Source organism: Streptomyces sp. NPDC046870 (assembly GCF_040704595.1).
GTDB classification, from domain to species: domain Bacteria; phylum Actinomycetota; class Actinomycetes; order Streptomycetales; family Streptomycetaceae; genus Streptomyces; species Streptomyces argyrophylli.
On record NZ_JBEYXM010000014.1, the window covers coordinates 160289 to 180986 of the forward strand.

A 20698-nucleotide genomic window follows, 5' to 3' on the forward strand; every position below is an offset into this window, starting at 1 on the left:
CGGACACCACGAACGCATGATGCATACGGGATACGGGTGATTCCACGGACGAGCAGTTGCGGCTCATAGCATAATGGGGCGGGCGGGAGAGCCTGTGCGGACGGCGCGGGGCGACCGGGTACCCGCTCCGTGGGCGTGCTTCTCGCACGATCGACCACTGCCGAACGGCATCCGCTGCCTCGCCGTAGGTGACTCGCCGCACAGGAGATCCGGTGAACGAGACAGGAAGCACCCTCGCCATCGCCACGCAGGCCTGGCCGACGGGGCCGGTGGTGCTGCGGGTGGCCGGGGAGCTGGACCACTACACGGGCCCCCGCCTCCGGCAGACCGTCGAAGAGGTGCTGCGCGGCCCCGGCACAGGCATCGTCGCCGACCTCTCGGAACTGGAGTACTGCGACTCCACCGGCGTCACCGTGCTGATCACGGCCTGCCGGCGCGCCGAGGCCCTGGGCTCCTCCTTCTCGGTGGCGCGGCCCAGCCCCGCCATGACCCAGCTCTTCCGCGTGGTCGGCCTCGACCAGATGTTCACGTTGCACTCCAGCGTCGAGGAGGCCGTGGACGCCCTGAACGAGGGCTGACACACGGTCGCCCGTGCCACGGCCGGCGTCGGGGTGGTCGCCGTGCGGGCGGGGCTGCGGCGTCCCGGAGTTCCCGCCGGAAGACGGACCGCTCCTGCCGAGCCGGGCTCCTTCCGGCCCCATGGCGCCGCCAGGCCGTGCGCGGCCGCCTGGGCGGTGTGACGGACGCACGGGTGCACTCGGCGCGACCGGGGGAAGACGTGCGACATCGGATGGGAGGTTGCCGTGGGTGAGGGAGACCTGCAGCTGGGTGAGCTTCTGGCCGCGGCGGAGGCCGCGCCGCCCGGGGAGTCCGTCGGCGTGATCGCGGACGACCTGCGCAAGCGCTTCAGGGCCGAGCGTGTGTCGTTCCTGTTCGCCGATCTCCTGGGGCAGCGGCTGCTGCGCCTGGCCGTGTCGGCCGAGGGCGGCGCGCCGGACCGCGCCGAGCGCATCGGCCTGCAGGGCAGCGTGTACGACACGGTCCTGCGCAGCCAGCGCCAGCACGTGGAACCGGACGGCCCGGGCCGGCGGCGCGTGATCTCACCGGTGACCAACCGCGGCGACTGCATCGGTCTGCTGGAGGTGACGCTGCCGTACCCCGACGACGGCGTACTCGCGCAGGTCGCGGAAGCGGCCCACGCCCTGGCCTACGTCATCGTCACGGACCGTCGCTTCACGGACCTCTACCACGTGGGCCGGCGGACCACCCGGACCAGCCTCGCCGCCGAGATCCAGCACCAGCTACTCCCCTCCGCCTCCTGCTGCGAGGCCCCCCAGTTCACCCTCGCCGCCGGCCTGGTCCCGGCCGACGACATCGGCGGCGACACGTACGACTACACCCTCGACCGCGACACGCTGCACCTGTCCATCACCGACGCCATGGGCCACGACACGGAGTCCGCCCTGCTGGCCACGCTGCTCATGGGCGCCCTGCGCGGTGCCCGCCGCAGTGGCTGTGACGCGCTCCAGCAGGCCCGTCGTGCCCACGAGGCCCTGCTGGACCACAAGCGCGGGCTGGCCACGGGCCAACTGCTGTGCGTACGCCTCGAGACGGGCGTCTGCGAACTGGTCAACGCGGGACACCCCTGGCCTCTGCGCCTGCGGAAGGGTGCTGCCGAGGCCGAGGAGGTCAAGCTCGCGGTCAACCTGCCGTTCGGCGTGGCGGCGCCCACCTCCTACCGGCTCCAGGAGCTGCGGTTGTGCCCCGGCGACCGTCTGATCCTGCTCACCGACGGCATGCAGGAACGCGGTGCCGCGGCCGCCGACCTGGCCTCTCTGGTGCGCGACACGCGCGACTGCCATCCCAGGGAGGCCGTACGCGCGCTGACGACCGCGGTATGGGACGTCTGCGAGGGCAACCTCAAGGACGACGCCACCGTGCTCATCATGGACTGGCACGGTCCCCGAGGATGACCGGCCTCGCCGGCACGGGCCGGCGTCGAGGCACGCCCGTCCGGCTCGGAGCACGTGACCGATCACACCGCCGCCCCAGACCTCCGCGACTGGCGGGAGGCCGGGACTCAGCGGTGCCGCTCCTGCGGTCGACGTCGACGAGACACACCAACCGCGGGATGCCGAGAGGACGTTCGTCTTCCGGGGCCGGGACACCGGCGCCGCACCCGGCGCTACGATCACGCGTGTGACCGCTGCGGAACCGACCATCCTCGCCACGTCCGGAGGGCTCCGTGCCGGTACGCGCACCCGGCTGCTCTTCGACGCGCTCGTCCACCACGCGGTCGACCTCTCCGGGGTGCACGGCAGGCGCCCCCGCATCCTGTACGTCGGCACGGCGACCGGTGACGCCGAACACGTGACGGCGCGGGTGACGGAGGCGGCCCGGGTGGCGGGATACGACCTCACCCCCCTGCAACTGTTCCCGATGCCGAACGTCGAGGACGTCGAGGGCACGGTCCTCGCGCACGACGTGGTGTGGGTGATGGGCGGTTCGGTGGCCAACCTGCTCGCCGTGTGGCGGGTGCACGGGCTGGACGCGATCATGCGGCGCGCGTGGCGGGCGGGTGTGGTGCTCGCCGGCGTCAGCGCGGGTTCCATCTGCTGGTTCGAGGGCGGCGCCACGGACTCCTTCGGCCCCGGGCTGCGCCCGGTCACCGACGGGCTGGGCCTGCTGCCGTACGGCAACGGCGTGCACTACGACTCCGACGCGGGGAGGCGCCCGCTGATCCACCGGCTGGTCGCCGAGGGCGCCTTCCGGACGGCCCACTGCACCGACGACGGGGTGGGCCTGGTCTACCGGGGCACCGAGCTGGTCGAGGCCGTGGCGGAACTGCCGGGCAAGGGGGCCTACGTGGTCGGCCGCTCCGGCACCGGGACGGCGGAGGAGCGGATCGAGCCGCGGCTGCTGCCCGCGCCCCGGTTCTGAGCGGCCGCTCCCGCCGGTACGGGACGTCCACGCGGTGGCCGCTCCTCGTCGGCGTACACGGGTGTCCCAGGAATATGGGGGGCACTTCCCCATGTGGCCGTCGCGGAGGTCTGGCACCTTGATCCCCGTGACTGAGACCGCCGACCTCCCGGCTCCCCGGACCGCCAGCCTTCCGAGCCCGCTCAGCGCCGGCCCGCCCCACGCCTGGTGGGCCCCGGCGCTGACGCTGGCGGAGCGGCTCGCCGCACCCGGCCTCCCGGCGGCGCCCGCCGCTGCCGCCGCCGGGCGGGCCCCGTGGAACCTCGGGGACGGCGAGGGCTTCGCCGCGCGACTGGCCCACCTCGGGGTGGACGGGGCCACCGCGGCGGCCCTCGCCACGGAGACCGCCGAGCACCTCGCCGCCCGCGTGGCCAAGCCCCGCTGGGCCGGCTACGCCGAGGCGGCACTGGCCGCCGCCCCCGAGCGTGTCGACGTGCCGGCCATGGACGGCACCGGCCCCGCGGTCTTCGCCGTCGTCGTGCGGCCGCTCGTCACCCCGGCCGCAGAGCTGCTGACCCGCCGCACGGCGGACGTGTCCGCGACCGAACAGGGCGTGTGGCGGGCGGCGTTCGAGCGGCGGCTGACCGAGCAGCTGACCCGGCAGGCGGCCCGGACCCTGGTCCACGAGCTGTCCCGGGCCCGGCGCGCCGGGCGGCTCGCGGGCGCGGACCCGCGGGAGCGGTTCGTCTCGTTCGTCGCCGCCACCGGCGCTCGGCGTGGCCTGTCGGCGCTGTTCGCGTCCTACCCGGTGCTGGCCCGGATGCTCGCGCAGACCGCGCTGGACGCGGCGGACGCCGCGGTGGAGCTGGTGACGCGGTTCCAGACCGACCGGGAGGACCTGGTCAGCGAGCTCCTCGACGGGCGCGGGCCCGGTGCGCTGGCCGCGGTGGACCTGGGTCTGGGCGACGCCCACCAGGGCAACCGGGCGGTCGCGGTCCTGCGCTTCGCCGGCGGCGGCCGGCTCGTGTACAAGCCCCGGCCGCTCGACCAGCACGGCCTGCTGGACGACCTGACGGCCTGGCTCGGCACCAAGGTGCCCGGCCTCGCCCTGCGCACACCGCGCAGTGTGCGCCGGCCGGGGTACGGCTGGCTGGAGTTCGTGGAGCACCGCTGGTGCCGGTCGGGCACCGAGGCCGATGCCTTCTACCGGCACCAGGGCGCGCTGCTGGCTCTGCTGTACGCGGTGGACGGCGCCGACATGCACTACGAGAACGTCATCGCCTGTGGCGACCAGCCGGTCCTGGTCGACGCGGAGACCCTGCTGCACACCGGCCTTCCGCAGGCCATGACGGCCGGCGCCGACCCTGCGGCGGACGCCCTGCAGGCCTCGGTGCACCGCACCTGTCTGCTGCCCCACCTGCTCATCGGTGAGCACGGCGCGCTGGACATCTCCGCGCTGGGCCGGGACGCCGAGGGCACCTTCCCGAGCGAGGGCCTGCACTGGGAGGACAGCGGCGAGGACACGATGCGGGCGGTACGGGGGGCGGTGCTCAGCCCGGCCGCGCAGAACCAGCCGCTGCCGACGGGGGTGCCCCTGGAAGGGGCCGACCACCGGGCGGCCCTGCTGGAGGGGTTCCGCACCGGTTACGCGGCGCTGGCCGCGCACGGTCGTGAACTGCTCGCCCCGGGCGGGCCGCTGGCGCGGCACGCGGACAGCCCCGCGCGCCTCATCGTGCGCTCCACCCGTCTGTACGCCACGCTGCTCGAGGAGTCCGCCCATCCGTCGCTGCTCGCCGACGCCCTGGCGCGGGAGGGTGTGTTCGCGGTGCTGTGGACCGAGTCCGAGCACGACCAGGCCCGCCGGCGCCTGATCGAGCACGAGACCGCACAGCTGTGGCGCGGTGACGTCCCCCTGTTCGTGCATCGGCCGTCCGGTACAGGGGTCCGGGCGGCCGATGACACGTGGTTGCCGGACGTGCTGCCGGTGGCCGCCCTCACCGCGGTCGGCGAGAAGCTGGCCCGGATGGACGAGGTCGACTGCCACGACCAGGAGTGGATCATCTCGGCGACGCTGGCGGCGCGCGGCAACGGTTCACCCCTGGCGCGGCGCTCCGAACTCGCCGTCGCCCCGCTCCCGGCGGTCGTGCCGGACGCCTCGCGGCTGCTGGCCGCCGCGTGCGGCGTCGCCGACGAGATCGCCGCCCGCGCGGTACGCGGCGGCGGCCGGACCAACTGGCTGGGCCTGGAGCAGGTGTCGGGTCCGCACTGGGCCGTGCTGCCGATGGGTGCCGGGCTGGGGCAGGGGTACTGCGGGGTGGCGCTGTTCCTGGCGCAGGCGGACGCGCTGACCGGGGCCGGCCGGTACGCCGCGCTGGCCCGGGAGGCGGTCCGGCCACTGCCCGCCCTGATGAAGGCGCTGGCCGCCGATCCCGAGCTGAGCGCGGCGGCCGGACCCGGCGCCTACGCCGGGCTCGCCGGTGTGGTCCACGCGCTGGTGAGGCTGTCCGCGTTACTGGGTGAGGACCTGACGGACTGTCTGCCCGACGCGCTCACCGCGCTCGGGCACGCCGTGGCCGCCTGCGCCGATCCGGGGCTCGCCGGTGGCGCGGCCGGGGCGCTGACCGCCGCCGTCGCCGCGCACGAGGCGACCGGGACACCCGAGGCGCTGCGGCTGGCCGACGCGGTGGCGGACCTGCTGCTGGCCGCGGTGCGCGGACCGGACCGGCAGGGTCCGTCCGCGGGCGTCGGTGGCGGGCCCGGGTTCGCGGACGGCGCGGCCGGGATCGGCTGGGCTCTGCGCCGCTACGCCGGCTGTCGTCCGGAGCGGGCCGCCGCGCACGCGGGAGCCGCCGACGCGCTGCTGCGTGCCGCGGTCCGCACGGTACGGACCGCGCCCGCCGACCTCTCCTGGGTCTCCGGGCTCGCCGGCGTGGCCGCCGCGGCGCCGCTGACCGCCGCCGGCGCGCTGACCCCCTTCCTGGCGGACGCCGAGGTGGGTCCCGGTCTGAGTCTCGGACAGGGCACGCTCGGCACGCTGGAGGCGCTGGTCACGCTCGCCGGGCGGGGTGACACGGTGGCCGCCGGGGCGCTGTCCCGATGTTCCGGGCAGGTGCTCGCGCTGGTCGAGGCGCAGAGCCATCGTTGCGCCACTCCCGACCACGTCCCCTCCCCCGGGCTGCTGACGGGCCTGTCCGGCATCGGCTACGGGCTCCTCCGCCTCGCCCGGCCCGACAGCGTGCCGTCCCTGCTGCTCCTGTAGCAGCCCGGTTCCTGGCCGCCCCCTCCCCGCTCCGGCGCACCACCCCCGCGGGCCCAGACCCGGCTCGCGCCTCGGACCGTGACGGGGGTGGCGGAACCAGTCCCCGGCTGCGCGGCCTGCCGCGGTGGCCGATGTCCGATTACTATCTGCGTTCATGCGTTCCCATGCGCCTTCTCTGGTCGGACGGGACTCCCAACTGGCCCTGTTAGAACGTGCTCTGGCAGACACGCGCCAGAGTCGCGGCGGTGTCGTGTTCCTCGTGGGAGAGGCCGGTGTCGGCAAGTCGCGGGTCGCGGCGGAGGCCGTCGGCGGGGCACTGGGTGCCGGGATGCGGGTGCTGCGGGGCCGCAGCAGCACCACGGGACCGGCCGTACCGTTCCGACCGCTCACCGAAGCCCTGATGCCGCTCTTCCGCGGGGGCGAACCCATCGACGACCTGGCCCTCGGTCCCTACCGGCCGGTTCTCGGGCGGTTGATCCCGGACTGGGACACCGGCGAACGGGACAGCAGTTCCATGGTGATCCTGGGCGAGGCGGTACTGCGCCTGCTCATCGCCGCCGGGCGCGGGCAGGGCCAGTTGCTGCTGCTGGAGGACCTGCACGACGCCGACCCGGAAACGCTCGGCGTCCTCGAATACCTGGTGGACAACCTGGAGTACTCGCCCGTCCTGCTGCTCGCCACGGTCCGGACGGATTTCAGCGACGCCCTCGACCTCGCGCAGTCGGCCCGCCGGCGCGGCGCGGCCACCCTGGTGGAACTGCCGCCGCTGACCCGGCCCCAGACGCACGAGATGATCGCGGCGCAGCTCGGGACCGACGGTCCGGAGCAGGTGCCCGCGGCGGTGCTGGAGCGGCTGTGGGAGGACAGTTCGGGGAGCCCGTACCTGGTCGAGGAACTGCTCCAGTCGATGATCGGGGCCGGCACCCTGGTGCGGGGGCCGGAGGGCTGGCGGGCGGTCGGCAACCTCCGCAGCGACGTCTCCTCGTCGCTGGCGCGTGGCATCGTGCGGCGTATCGACCGGCTCGGCGCGCAGGGCCTGACCCTGCTGTCGGCCGCGGCCGTGCTCGGCCGGCGTTTCCCGCTCACGGTCCTGCAACGCATGACCGGCGTCGACGACCGGGCCCTGCTCAGCCATCTGCACGCGGGGGTGGCCGCACGGCTGGTGGTTCCCGACGAACCCGCGCCGGACTGGTACTCCTTCCGTCACTCGCTCACGGTGGAGGCGCTGTTCACGCAGATGACCCCGGGCCTGCGCGCGGAGCTGGCCCGGCGGGGCGCGGAGGCGGTCGAGGAGCTGCATCCGGACCTGGCCGGTGACTGGTGCGCGCTCGCGGCGGGGCTGCGCAGCACGGCGGGCGACAAGGTGCAGGCCGGCCTGCTGTTCGCGGAGGCGGGCAGCCGGGCGCTGGCGGCCGGGGCCCTCGGTTCCGCCGTCACCCTGCTGAGCCGGTCGGAGGGCCTGCTGGCCGACGCGGGCGACCCGCAGTCGCGGGCGATGGTGCTGGAGAACCTGCTGCCGGCCCTCGCGGAGGCCGGCGACTTCGCCCGCGCCCTCGACCTCGCCGAGGACCTGCACGCGCTGGACGGTTCGGGGCTCAGCCCCGTCCGTCTGGCCACGCTGCACACCCGGCTGGCCAAGGTCGCCCACACGGCGGGCCGGTGGAGTGACGGCAACCGGCAGATAGCCCGCGCCCGTGAGGTGCTGGCCGCGGCACCGGACGAGTCGGTCGCCGCGGCCGTCGACGTCACGGCCGCCTACCTGGCCCTCGACACGCCGGGGCCCGACCGTACCCAGCACGCGGAGAAGCTGGCCCGGTCCGCCGCCGACACCGCCGAACGGCACGGTCTGCCGGTCGTCGCCTGCCAGGCCCGGGAACTGCTCGCGACGGTGGCCCGTGAGCGGGACCCCGAGGAGTCGGCGGCGATGCTCGGCCAGGCACTGGCCACGGCGGAGCGCCACCGTCTCCCTCTCCAGCGCATGTACGCGGCCACTCGGCTCGGTGGCAACGCCTGGCTGGCCGACGGCGACACCACGGGCCTGCTGGCGGTGCGCGAGGAGGCGCTGCGGCTCGGCTCCGTGAACATCGTCCACACCGTGGACGGCATCCTGGTGCTGGACGCGGTGCTGCGCGGCCACTACGACACCGCCCGGTCGGCCGCCGCCGAGTGCATGGCCGTCGTGCGCAGGCTGCGTCTCGCGCCCGTCGTGCGGTACGTCCTGATGGCCCAGGCCGTCCTGGCGGCCCACCACGCCGACCGGGGCGCGATGGAGCGGTCGCTGGCGGCTTTCGCCGAGTGGGACGGCGCCGGTTCGCAGGAGGAAGCGCTCGGCCGCGGTCTGGCCCGGACGTTCTGCGCTCTGCTGGAGGAGAACCGCGGCCTCGCCCGGGAGGAACTGCGGCAGGTGCTGGCGCTGGAGGCGGGCAACCCCTCGACCTACCACCTCGGCGGCACCCACGGCCTGGTCCTGCTGCTGGACGTGCTCGCCGGGGAGGCGGACCGGGCGCGGCACGAGGAGATCACCGCCACCGCCGTCGCCCGGATGCGCTGGAACCGTCAGTTCGTGCTGCTGAGCGACGCCGTGCTGCTGGGCCGCGAGGGGGCGGGTGAGCGGGCGGCTGCCACGGTGGAGGCCGCGCTCGCGGTGGCCGAGCCGTACCCGCTGGCCCGGCACCTCGGGCTGCGGCTCATCGCGGACGCGGCGCACCAGGACGGCTGGGGCGATCCCGTGGGCTGGCTGCGGCGGGCGGAACACTACTTCCACGAGCGGGACGTCCAGGCCGTCGCGGGCGCGTGCCGGGCGGGGCTGCGCCGGCTCGGCGCCTCCGTGCACCAGCACCGCACCGGCACCAGCGGCATCCCCGACCGGCTGCGCGCCCAAGGCGTCACGGTGCGGGAGTTCGAGGTGTTCCGGCTCCTGGCGGAGCGGCTGAGCAACAAGGACATCGCCGACCGGCTGTTCATCTCACCGCGCACGGCGGAGAAGCACATCGCGAGCCTGGTCACGAAGACGGGGGCGGCGAACCGCGCGGACCTGTGCGCGCAGTCGGCCGCCCTGCGGGACGTCTGAATCCTGTCTGCCGGTTCCCGCGGCGCCGGGGATCCGCCGGACGGGGCCGGGGACTCGGCAGCCGGCCCTGCCGCGTGGGGTCCGGCCGGCCTCGTCGGACCTGCCCGGCGCGGTACGGGAATGGAGGCCCTGCTGCGTGCCGGCCGTACCGCGTCCACGAGGGGCCGTGCCGGTCGGCCGGAGCAGCTCGGCTTCCCGCCTCGGTTCGTTCCCGCCGGTCCGGTGGTGTGCGTCCGGCGTCGGTGGGGACGAGGTGTGGCCGGCCAGGACGCCGCCGGCGCCCCGGCGCGGGGCGGGCGTTTCAGTGCGGGGCCGAGACCGAGGTGTCGATCGAGGTCAGGGTGATGACGAGTCCGCTGGTGAGGACCATGCCGGCCAGGACGCGGGCTCGGGCGCAGGCGCGGTTGCGGCCTGACAGGGTGATGCCGCCGGCGGCGTCCGAGTCGTCGGCCGGACGGGCGGGGAGGTCGGCGGGAGCGGAGGAGTCGTCGCGACGGAGCTCGGCCATGGGGAAAACCTCGTGTCTGTGAGGGCGGGTACGGGAAGGCGGGCGAACGGCGTGGGCAGAACCGCCGGGTGACTCTCAGCGTGCGGAGGGCCGGCCGGTACGGCGACGTTCGGCGATCGCCGTGGCCGGGACGGGAGCGCCGGTGCGGAGCGGTTCGCGGCCGGTGCCGGGCTGGAGGTTCGTGACGGCCCGTCGGACGAGGGCCGGGGGTTGCGCGCTGCGGGGAGTCTCGGGTGCTGCTGATTCGCTCACGAGAACAAGGTCACAGATGCGGTGGGGGCCCGCATGGGGAACTGTCCCCCATATTTCCCGGCGGCCCTTGCGCGGTGCCGCCGGCTGATGGGGAACAGGGGGCCGCGGGGCACGTGGTGCCGGGCGACGCCGGATCGGACCGTGCCGCCCGGCCGGGCGAGAAGCGCAGGCCGGCGACGTGGGGGCGGCCGACGACGGGGCCGGCTGCCGGGTGGCCGGGGGTGTACGGGGCGGGTGGGCGGCCGTGCGGGTATATGGGGGCGTGCACGACCCGTCGAGGACGCCCTTCGTGCGTACGGGGCGACGCGTCGGCGGCCGGTGCGGCGGTGGTGTCCGGTCCGCCCTCAGGGCGCGGCGGGCGCAAGCGCCGGAGAGCCGGCGTCCGGGCGGGAGCGCCGCCCGTGGCGGTGCCCTCGCCCGACCCGGGCGTGGCCGTGCGCGAGGAACTTGGGGGTTCGGCCCTCATCCGCCGTCGCGGCGGCTCCCGTTCTACTGGTGTCCGGCCGGCGGCCCGCGGTCGTGTCCCGGGGGGCGCCGTCGGCTCGATCTCCACCCGTGTCCCACAGCCAACAGGTGCCGTACGACAAGACTTACAGGAGTGGACGACATGCGGACCTCTCTGGGTATCGACTCCGTTGCGCGCAGCGTGTACGTCGCGATGGCCGACCGGCCCGGCGCGAAGGTGTCCGAGCTGGCCGAGCATCTGGGAGAGACCGAGGAAACGGTCGAGGAGGGGCTGGAGCGGCTGTCGGCCCTGCTGCTCGTCGTCCCGGGGGATTCCGCGAGCGGCTGGCGTCCGGTCGATCCGGAGGTCGGGCTGGCGGCGATGCTCGCCCGGCAGCAGGACGAACTCGCCCGTCACCGCCTCCAGGTGGAGGGCAGCCGGCTGGAGGTGACGCGGCTGCTGACGGAGCGCGGGCGGCGCGGCCGTGCGAGTGTCCCGGACGTCGAGTGGCTGGCCGGCGCGGACGCCGTGTGGCGGCACGTCACCTCTCTCGCCGAGGAGTGCGCGAACGAGTGGCTGACCGTCGGACCGGCCGAGCGGCTGGACACGGCGGCCCTGGAGGCCGGCCGGCCGGTGGACGAGATCCTGCGCCGTCGCCGCACTCCCGCACGCGCCATCGTGCTGGAGAGCGTCCGCAACGACCCCGGGGCGACGGAGCACCTGCGCCGCGCCGAGGAGTGCGGCGGCACCGTCCGCACGCTGCCGTCGTTGCCGGTGTGGATGATCCTCTCCGACCGGAGGCATGCCGTGGTGCCGGTCGTCGGCGGCCACAGCGTGATCGGCGCGATGGCGTGCGGCGTCGAGTCGGTCACGGAAGCCTTCGCGACCCTGTTCGCCCGGCTGTGGAAGGAGGCCGTGCCGTTCACGCAGGCGCGCCCCCGTACCGGCGGCGACCTCTCCTTGCAGGAGCAGCATGTGCTCCGGCTGTGGGCGCAGGGGCTCACGGACGCGGCGGCGGCCCGCAGGATGGACGTCTCGCTGCGCACGGTGCGCCGGCTGTCGGAGAAGCTGACCGACCGGTTCGGTGCCCAGAGCCGGTTTCAGCTCGGCGCGCTGGCGCTCGCCAGCGGCGGCATCCGCGCCGAGGACGTGGCCTGAGGCGCCGCGCACCCGGCGTGACCGGCGCATGGTGAAGGGGCCGGACCTCCACGACGAGGTCCGGCCCCTTCACGGCGTGGCGCCGGGCGCCGTCACCCGGCCGGCGCGAACTGCGCCGTGATCGCCGCCATCATCAGGTCGGCGATGCCCTGGGCGAGCCCTGCCGGGGTGGGAGAGTCGAACACGGCCCGCACCGGCACGTCGACCCGCAGCGCCTTCCGCAGCCGGGAGGCGACCTGTGTGGCGAGCAGCGAATGCCCGCCCAGCTGGAAGAAGTTGTCGTGCACGCCGACGCGTTCGATGCCCAGCAGCTCCTGCCACACGGCGGTGACGGTCCGCTCGACGGCGTTGCGCGGCGCGGTGTACTCCGTCCCCAGATCCGGCCGCTGGTGGTCCGGCACCGGCAGGGCCGCCCGGTCCACCTTGCCGTTGGCGGTCAGCGGCAGCCGGTCGAGTGCGACGAACGCCGCCGGGATCATGTAGTCGGGCAGGAACCGGCCCAGGTGGGCGTGGAGTTCCGCGGTGCTCGGCGCGTCCGCGCCGGTGGCCACGAGATACGCCACGAGCCGCTTGTCGCCGGGCGTGTCCTCGCGGACGACCACGCTGACCTCGCCGACGCCGGGGTGGGTCAGCACAGTGGCCTCGATCTCGCCGAGCTCGATGCGGTTGCCGCGGATCTTCACCTGGTTGTCGATCCGCCGCAGGAACTCCAGCTGACCGTCGGCCCGCCACCGCACCAGGTCACCGGTGCGGTAGACCCTGGTGCTCAGCCCTTCGGCCTCGTACGCGGTGAACTTCTCCTCGGTCAGATCCGGCCTGCCCCGGTAGCCGCGGGCCACCGGCACGCCCCCGACGAGGAGTTCGCCGGGCACCCCGACCGGTACCGGCCGGCCGTGCTGGTCCACCACGAACGCCAGGACGTTGGGGATGGGCCGGCCGATGGGCGGGACCGCGTCGCCGGGTTCGACGACCGTCGAGGTGACGATGATGGTGGTCTCGGTGGGGCCGTAGTTGTTGACGACGCGGAACGGCAGCCTGGCCCGGGCCGGCATCCGCAGCCGGTCGCCGCCGGTCAGGACGTACCGCAGGGTGCTCTCGGCCGGCCACTCCACCGCCATCAGCGCCTCCAGCATCGGCGTGGACAGGAAGGTGGCGTGGACGCGCTGCTCGCACAGCCAGTCCCGCAGCAGGTGCGGGGTGAGCCTGACGGTCTCGGTGGTGACGCAGCAGGTCGCGCCCCGGGTCAGGCCGAGCCACAGCTCCCAGGCCGCCGCGTCGAAGCCGATCCCGGCCAGCAGGGCGATCCGCTCCCCCGGCTCCAGCCCGTACTCGCGCGCCGTCCAGTGCACCAGGTTGACCACGCTGCGGTGTTCCACCTGCACGCCCTTGGGGCGGCCGGTGGATCCGCTGGTGTAGATCAGGTAGGCCAGGTGGTGCGGTGCGGTGACCGGGCGGGGGTCGGTGTCGGGCTCACCGGCCAGCGCCGCGGTGTCCTCGTCGAGCAGCAGCAGTGGTACGTCCGACGGCAGCCGGCCGGTGTGCGCGGTGCCGGTGAGGACGACCGGGGTCGCGGTGTCCCGGACCATGTACGCCAGGCGCTCGGCCGGGTAGTCCGGGTCCAGCGGCACGTACGGTGCCCCCGCCTTCAGGACGCCGAGCACGGCCGTCACCAGGTCCGGGCCGCGCTCCAGGCACACCGCGACCGGCATGTCCGGCCGCACCGCGTACCGGGTGCGCAGGTGGTGGGCGATCCGGTTGGCGCGCGCGTTCAGCTCGCCGTATGTCAGCGTGCCGTGCGGCCCCTCGACGGCCACCGTGTCCGGTTGCCGTGCCGCCCGCTCCTCGAACAGGCCGTGCAGCGTGGCGGTGTCCGGGAAGGCGCCGGCGGTGTCGTTCCACTCGGTCACCGTGCGCCGCCGCTCCTCGGCGGTGAGCAGGCAGAGCCGGGACAGCCGGACCGCGGGCTCGCGGGCCACCGTCTCCAGCACGGTGCCCAGGTGACCGGCGAGCCGGGCGACCGTGTCCCGTTCGAAGAGGTCCGTCCGGTACTCCAGGGTGCCGCGCAGACCGCCGTCCGCGTCCTCGGACATCATCAGGGTGAGGTCGAACTTGGCGTCCGGCAGCGTGACCGTGAACGGCTCGACGTCCAGCCCCGGAAGGCTCCAGCCGTGCTGGTCGGGCGTGTTCTGGAGCACGAACATCGTCTGGAACAGGGGGTTGCGGGACGGGTCGCGGTCGGGGGCGAGTTCCTCCACGAGGCGTTCGAAGGGCAGGTCCTGGTGGTCGTAGGCGCCGAGGGCGGTCTCCTTGACCCGGTCGAGGAGTTCGGTGAACGTCGGATCGCCCGACAGGTCGGTGCGCAGGACGAGGGTGTTGACGAAGAAGCCGATCAGGTCCTCCGTCTCGGCCCGGTTGCGGCCGGCGACCGGGCTGCCGACGGTCACGTCGTCCTGACGGCCGTACTTGGCCAGCAGCACCTGGAAGGCCGCCAGCAGCACCATGTACAGGCTCGCGGAGCCGTTCCTGGCCGCTTTCCGCAGTCCGGCGGCCACGGCCGCGCCCACCTCGAACGTCACGGTGTCGCCGCCGCCGGGCGGTCCCGCCGGTCGGCGGCGGTCGGTCGGCAGTTCCAGCGGTTCCACCCCGGCGAGCCGCTCCCGCCAGTACGCCAGCTGTCCTTCCAGCACCTCACCGGTGAGCCTTCGCCGCTGCCACACGGCGAAGTCCGCGTACTGCACCGGCAGTGCCGTGTCCTCGGGCGGGGTGCCGGTGATCGCCGCCCGGTAGCCCTCGCGCAGTTCGCGCGCCATGAGCGGCTCCGACCAGCCGTCGCAGGCGATGTGGTGCACCGTCAGCAACAGCTGCGCCTCCTCGTCGGCCAGCCGCACCAGGTGCGCGCGCAGCAGCGGTCCCGCCGCCAGGTCGAAGGGGCGCGCGGCCTCGGCCCGGGCGAGGCGCCGTGCCGCCTCCTGCCGTTCCCCGGGATCGGCGATGTGCCGCAGGTCGTGGACGTCCGTGCGCACCGGTGCCGGGGGATCGACGACCTGCGCCGGCTCTCCGTCCTCGCCGGCGACGAACCGTGTCCGCAGGACCTCGTGCCGGGCCAGCATGCGGGTCAGCGCCGCGTCGAGGGCGGCGGTGTCCAGCGGGCCGTCGACGCGCAGCGCGAAGGGTACGGCGTACTCCGCGCGTCCGGGCTCCAGCTGGTCGAGGAACCACAGCCGCTGCTGGGCGAAGCTCAGCGGCAGCGGCCCGCCGGTCCGGTCGGCCGGCACGATCCGCCCGGCGCCGGCCGCCGCGTCCGCCGCCGGCTCCGCGACGGCCGCGGCCAGCCCGGCGACCGTGGGTGCCGCGAACAGGGCCCGCACGGGCACCTCCACCCCGAGCGCGTCCCGCAGCCGTGACGTCACCTGGGTGGCGAGCAGGGAGTGGCCGCCGAGCTCGAAGAAGTTGTCGTCCACACCGGTGACCTCGGTGCCGAGCACCTGGGACCAGGCCGCCGCGATCGCGCGCTCGACCGGGGTACGGGGGGCCGGACCGCCGGCCGCGGACGCGCGGGGCTCGGGCGCGGGCAGCGCCCGCCGGTCCACCTTGCCGTTCGGGGTGAGCGGCAGCCGCTCCAGCGCCACGAAGGCGGACGGCACCATGAAGTCGGGCAGTTCCCGGCGCAGCCGCCCGCGCAGGGCCTCGCTCGTCACGCGGCCGCCCGCCGCGGGGACGACGTAGGCGACCAGCCGCCTGTCGCCGGGGGTGTCCTCGCGGACGACGACGGTGGCCGCTGCGATGTCGGGGCCGGCCAGCAGCACCGCCTCGATCTCCCCGGGCTCGATGCGGTGCCCGCGCAGCTTGACCTGCTCGTCCAGCCGTCCCAGGAACTCCAGTTGTCCGTCGGCCAGCCAGCGCACCCGGTCCCCGGTGCGGTAGACCCGGCGCGGGGTGCCGTCGACGTGGACGGTCACGAACCGTTGCGCCGTCTGCTCCGGCTGCCCCCGGTAGCCGCGGGCCAGCCCGGTCCCGCCGACGAGGAGTTCGCCCGGCACTCCGGTCGGCACCGGCCGGCCGTGCCGGTCCACGACGTACACGAAGGTGCCGGGCACCGGCCGGCCGATCGGTGGCACGGGAGTGCCGGGGACGACCTCCGTGGAGGTGGTCACCACCGTCGACTCGGTCGGCCCGTAGTTGTTGACGACGCGGAAGGGCAGGCGCAGCCCGGCCGGCAGGCGCAGTGCGTCCCCACCGGTCAGCACGTACTCGAGGGAGGTGGGCTCCGACCAGTCGAGGGCCGCCAGTGCCTCCAGCACGGGTGTCGAGACGAAGGTGCCCGTGACGCGCTGCTCGGTGAGCCAGCGCCGGAGCAGTTCCGGCGTCAGCCGCACCGTGTCGTCGGGTACGCACACGGTGGCACCGGTCGCCAGCGCGGGCCACAGTTCCCAGGCCGACGCGTCGAACCCGACGCCCGCCAGCAACGCGACCCGCCGTCCCGGGGCCGCGCCGAAGGTGTCGGCCGTCCAGCGGACCAAGTCGACCAGGCTGCGGTGCTCGATCTCGACGCCCTTCGGCCGGCCGGTGGAGCCGCTGGTGTAGATCACGTACGCCAGGTCGTCGGGGGTCGCGGCGGGCTCCGGGTCGTGCGCCGGAAGGCCGGCGAGGGACGGCCAGTCCCGGTCGGTGAGGAACCGGCCGGGCCCCTCGGGCAGCCGTGCGGCCCGGGCGCCGTCGGTGACGACGAGTTCGGCCCGCGCGTCCGCGACCATGTAGGCGAGCCGGTCGGACGGGTGCTCCGGGTCCAGCGGTACGTAGGCGGCGCCGGACTTGAGGACCGCGAGCAGTGCGGTGATCTGCTCGGGGCCGCGCTCCAGGCAGACGGCGACCGCGGCACCGGGACCGGCTCCGTGCGAACGCAGGTGCCGGGCGAGCCGGTTGGCCCGTGCGTTCAGGTCCCGGTAGGTCAGGTCCCCGCCGGCCGAGCGCACCGCCGTGGCGTCCGGTCGCAGGGCGGCGCACTCCTCGACGAGCCGGTGCACCGTCGCCCCGGCACCGGCTTCGGTCCCGGTGTGCGCGGCGGCCTCCGTCCCGCTCCAGCCGGCCAGCACCCTGCGCCGCTCGGCACCGGCGAGCACCTCCAGCTCCGACAGCCGGCGCTCCGGGCCGGTGACGGCCGCGCGCAGCAGCGTGGTGAAGTGCTCGGCCAGCCGCTCGGCCGTGTCCGGTGCGAACAGGTCGAGGGCGAACACCAGCTCGCCGTGGAGCGAACCGTCGGGCCGCTCGGTGAGGAACAGGGTCAGGTCGAACTTGGCCTCCTCCGCACGGACCGCGAACGGCTCCACCACCGTTCCGGGCAGTCGCCAGGCGTGGCCGTCCGGGGTGTTCTGGAGCACGAACATCGTCTGGAACAGCGGATGGCGGGACAGGTCACGGTCGGGGGCGAGTTCCTCCACGAGGCGTTCGAAGGGCAGGTCCTGGTGGTCGTAGGCGCCGAGGGCGGTCTCCTTGACCCGGTCGAGGAGCTCGGTGAAGGCGGGGTCGCCGGACAGGTCGGTGCGCAGGACGAGGGTGTTGACGAAGAAGCCGATCAGGTCCTCGGTCTCGGCCCGGCTGCGGCCGGCGACCGGGCTGCCGACCGTGATGTCCTCCTGGCCGCTGTACTTCGCCATCAGCAGCTGGAACACCGCCAGCAGGGACATGAACAGGCTCGCCCCCTGCCCCGCCGCCAGCCGGCGGGCCGCGCCTGCCACGTCGGCGGGCACCGCGAAGGACACCGTGCCGCCCCGGCCCGACCGCTCGGCCGGGCGCCGGTGGTCGGCCGGCAGCTCCAGCGGCTGCACCCCGGCGAGCCGCTCCCGCCAGTACGCGGACTGCCCCTCCAGCACCGGGCCGTCCAGTGCCGCGCGCTGCCAGCTCGCGAAGTCCGCGTACTGCAGGCCGAGGGGGGCCAGGGCGTCGGGCCGGCCGGCCACCGCGGCTTCGTACAGCTCGCCCAGTTCCCGCGCCAGGATGCCCTCCGACCAGCCGTCGGAGACGATGTGGTGCACGGCGAGCAGCAGGAGCCACTCCGCGTCGGCCACCCGTACCGCCACCGCGCGCAGCAGCGGCCCCGCGGCCAGGTCGAACGGCCGTCCCGCCGCCTCGCGCAGGAGCTCCCGCGCGGCGCCGTCGCCGAGGTGCCGGGCGTCGTGGACGTCCACCGGCACCTCCCGCACGGCGTCGACGACCTGGTACGGGCGTCCCGTGCCGTCCGCGAGGAACCGGGTCCGCAGGATCTCGTGCCGGGCGGTCAGCGCCGTCAGCGCGGCGCCGAACGCGTCCGGCGCGAAGTCCCCCGTCACGCGCAGCCCCACCGGGATCGTGTACTCGGCCCGGCCCGGCGCCAGTTGGTCCAGGAACCACAGGCGTTGCTGCGCGAAGGACAGCGGCAGGGGTCCCGCCGAGCGGTCCGCCCGCGGGATCGCGGCGGAGGTGCCCGGCCCCAGCGCGTCCACGGCGGCCGCCAGCGACGCCGGTGTCGGCGCGTCGAACACCGTCCGGTGCGGCATGTCCACCCCGAGGTCCCGGCGCAGCCGGGAGGCGACCCGGGCGGCCAGCAGGGAGTGGCCGCCCAGTTCGAAGAAGTCGTCGTCCACGCCGACCGCGTCGACGCCCAGCAGCTCGGCCCAGATGGCGGCGACCACCCGCTCCGTGGGCGTACGCGGCGCGGCGAACGCGGCGGAGACGTCCGGGCGGTGGCCCTCGGGCGCGGGCAGGGCCCGCCGGTCCACCTTGCCGTTCGGGGTGAGCGGCAGCCGCTCCAGCAGGACGTACCGGGCGGGCACCATGTGGGCGGGCAGCTCCCGTGCCAGCGTCGCGCGCAGCCGGGCCGCGGCCGGGGTCGCGCCGGCGGCCGGCACGAGATACGCCACCAGCCGCTTGTCACCGGGGACGTCCTCGCGGACCACGACCGTGGCCGCCGCGACGTCCGGCCGGGACAGCAGGGCGTTCTCGATCTCTCCGAGTTCCACCCGGTGCCCGCGCAGCTTGACCTGGTCGTCCATCCGGCCCAGGTAGACCAGGCGCCCGTCCGGCAGCCACTTCACCAGGTCGCCGGTGCGGTACACGCGGGCCCCGGGATCGGCCGAGAAGGGGTGCGGCACGAACCGCCGCTCCGTCAGCTCGGGCCGGCCCAGGTAGCCGAGAGCCACGTTGACACCGCCGATCAGCAGCTCACCGGGGACTCCGACCGGCTGGACCTCACCGTGCGCCCCGACCACGTAGACCTCGGTGTTGTCGATCGCCCGGCCCATCGGCACGTGGTCGGCCGCCGGGTCCACCGACACCGTCCGGCTGACCACGTTGCCGACGGTCGCCTCGGTCGGCCCGTACTCGTTGACGATCGCCGTGTCCCCGGTGCCCAGCTCCAGCACCCGGTGCGCCAGCGCCGGCGTCAGGTCCTCGCCGCCGGCGACCACCGTGGCGATGCGGTGCCGGACGCCGTCCTGCTCCAGCCGGGCGGTCAGCAGCTCCAGGTGCGAGGGCGTCGCCTTCAGGAAGCTGATGGGGACCCCGGACGCGACGATGTCCACGGCCGCGTCGAACACCGTGCGGCCCGGCTCCGGCCGCGGCACGACCAGGCACAGCCCCTGCACCAGCGGCAGGAACAGCGCGGTCACCGTCAGGTCGAACGCCGCCGACGAGCACAGCAGCGAGCCCGTCCGCGCGCCGGGCGCCGGAGGATAGTTCCGGTCGCACCAGTGCAGGTAGTTGACGACGCCGCGGTGCCCGACCCGCACACCCTTGGGGCGGCCGGTGGAACCGGAGGTGTAGATGACGTACGCCACGTCGTCCGGGCCCGCGGCGACGGCCGGGGCGGTGCCGGTGCCGGCCGGCCACTCCCGGTCGGCCAGCAGCAGCGCGGCGCCCGGCGTGAACAGGCCGGCGTGCGCGGACTGCGTCACCACCACCGGGGCGGCGCTGTCCTCGACCATGTACCGCAGCCGCTCGGCCGGGTAGGCCGGGTCCAGCGGCACGTAGGCGGCCCCCGACTTGAGCACGCCCAGCAGCGCGCACACCAGGTCCGGGCCGTGGTCCAGGCACACCGCGACCAGCGTGCCGGGGCCGACGCCCCGCCCCGCCAGGTACCGCGCCAGCCCCTCGGCCCGCTCGTCCAGCTCCCGGTAGGTCATCCGCCGTCCGCCGTGTTCCAGGGCCACCGCGTCGGGTTGGCGGGCCGTGCGCTCCTCCACCAGCCGGTGCACGGTCGTGTCCGGGAACGCGGACCGCGGCCCGTTCCACTCGTCGAGGATCCGGTCCCGTTCGGGCCGCGTCAGCATCTCCAGCGCGCTGAGCGGGCGGCCGGGGGTGTCCCCGGCGGAACCCGCCAGGGTCGCGAGGTGCCCCGCCATCCGCTCCGCGGTGGCCCGCTCGAACAGATCGGTCCGGTAGCCGAGGACACCGCTCAGCCCGCCGCCGTCCGCGACGACCTCCAGGGTGACGGGCGCGTCCGGCGGGAACACGGCGGCCTCCCGGACGGCCGTGCGCGACGCGAACCACGCCACCGCGCCCGCCGGCACCGCGCGTGGCACCGGCGCCCGGCCGGTGGCGTCCGCCATGCCCCGCGCGACCTGCGCCACGGCCTCGGTGAACACCGGGTCGCCGGCCGCGCCGCGTACCACGACCGCCGTGCCCGGGACGTCCGCCGGTACCGCCACCGGGACGTCGCCCCGGCCGGCGTACCGCCCCAGCAGCGTGTGGAACACCGTCAGCAGGACCGCGGGGAGTTCCACGCCGGCGTCGCGGGCCAGCGCGGCCAGCGCGTCGGCGGTCCGGGCGGGCACGTCGAACGGAACCCGGTCCGCGGGGCCCGGGCCGTCGTCCGACGGCCGTCGGTCCCAGGGCAGTTCCAGCGGTTCCAGGCCCGCCGACTCGTGCCTCCACTCCCCCAGCTGGTGATCAGCCACCGTTCACTCCCCATCGTCAGGACATCGTCAGCGGTACAAGCGGTTCGCGGGCGGCACGTCGTACGACGGGCGGTGAGGGGTGGGGCGGGGCACCCCGGGCGGGCCGGGGGCCGCGCCGCCGGCACGACCACGGGCCCGGCGGAACGTCCGCGACAAG

8 protein-coding genes are annotated in these 20698 nt (G+C 75.2%); 6 read left to right on the plus strand and 2 right to left on the minus strand.

Annotation, left to right across the window (positions count from 1 at the left end; genetic code table 11):
* Positions 1–212: 212 nt before the first annotated feature.
* The 5 genes from AB0946_RS27130 (at position 213) to AB0946_RS27150 (ending at position 9248) form a co-directional block, all read left to right on the plus strand.
* A complete protein-coding gene (locus tag AB0946_RS27130; RefSeq protein WP_366763248.1) occupies positions 213–578 on the plus strand; it encodes an STAS domain-containing protein in 366 nt (121 codons plus the stop codon).
* A gap of 225 nt (positions 579–803) precedes the next feature.
* Positions 804–1973 carry a PP2C family protein-serine/threonine phosphatase gene (locus AB0946_RS27135; RefSeq protein ID WP_366763249.1) on the plus strand — a complete coding sequence of 390 codons (1170 nt, stop codon included), beginning with the start codon at positions 804–806 and terminating at the stop codon, positions 1971–1973.
* Between the two features lie 226 nt (positions 1974–2199).
* Positions 2200–2940 (plus strand): peptidase E, encoded by a 741-nt coding sequence (locus tag AB0946_RS27140; RefSeq protein WP_366763250.1) that lies wholly within the window; start codon positions 2200–2202, stop codon positions 2938–2940.
* A 127-nt stretch (positions 2941–3067) separates the two neighbouring features.
* A complete protein-coding gene (locus tag AB0946_RS27145) occupies positions 3068–6178 on the plus strand; it encodes a type 2 lanthipeptide synthetase LanM family protein (protein WP_366763251.1) in 3111 nt (1036 codons plus the stop codon).
* 154 nt (positions 6179–6332) lie between these two features.
* The gene (locus AB0946_RS27150; protein WP_366763252.1) at positions 6333–9248 is read left to right on the plus strand and encodes an AAA family ATPase; all 2916 of its coding nucleotides are present in this window, start codon (positions 6333–6335) and stop codon (positions 9246–9248) included.
* Positions 9249–9549: 301 nt separating this feature from the next.
* Here AB0946_RS27150 and AB0946_RS27155 read toward each other — a convergent pair whose 3' ends face one another.
* Positions 9550–9756, minus strand: coding sequence for a hypothetical protein (locus tag AB0946_RS27155; protein WP_366763253.1), 207 nt, complete (start codon positions 9754–9756; stop codon positions 9550–9552).
* Between the two features lie 859 nt (positions 9757–10615).
* Between AB0946_RS27155 and AB0946_RS27160 the strand changes: the two genes are divergently transcribed.
* Positions 10616–11611 (plus strand): helix-turn-helix domain-containing protein, encoded by a 996-nt coding sequence (locus tag AB0946_RS27160; protein ID WP_366763254.1) that lies wholly within the window; start codon positions 10616–10618, stop codon positions 11609–11611.
* 92 nt (positions 11612–11703) lie between these two features.
* Here the strand turns inward: AB0946_RS27160 and AB0946_RS27165 are convergent, their stop codons facing one another.
* On the minus strand, positions 11704–20541 hold the full coding sequence (locus AB0946_RS27165; RefSeq protein WP_366763255.1) for an amino acid adenylation domain-containing protein: 8838 nt from the start codon (positions 20539–20541) through the stop codon (positions 11704–11706).
* Positions 20542–20698: the final 157 nt, after the last annotated feature.

Bases quoted from the DNA above. Each gene is read 5' to 3' on its own strand.
- AB0946_RS27150 (WP_366763252.1), top strand. From the start codon at position 6,333: ATGCGTTCCCATGCGCCTTCTCTGGTCGGACGGGACTCCCAACTGGCC.
- AB0946_RS27155 (WP_366763253.1), bottom strand. From the start codon at position 9,756: ATGGCCGAGCTCCGTCGCGACGACTCCTCCGCTCCCGCCGACCTCCCC.
- AB0946_RS27160 (WP_366763254.1), top strand. From the start codon at position 10,616: ATGCGGACCTCTCTGGGTATCGACTCCGTTGCGCGCAGCGTGTACGTC.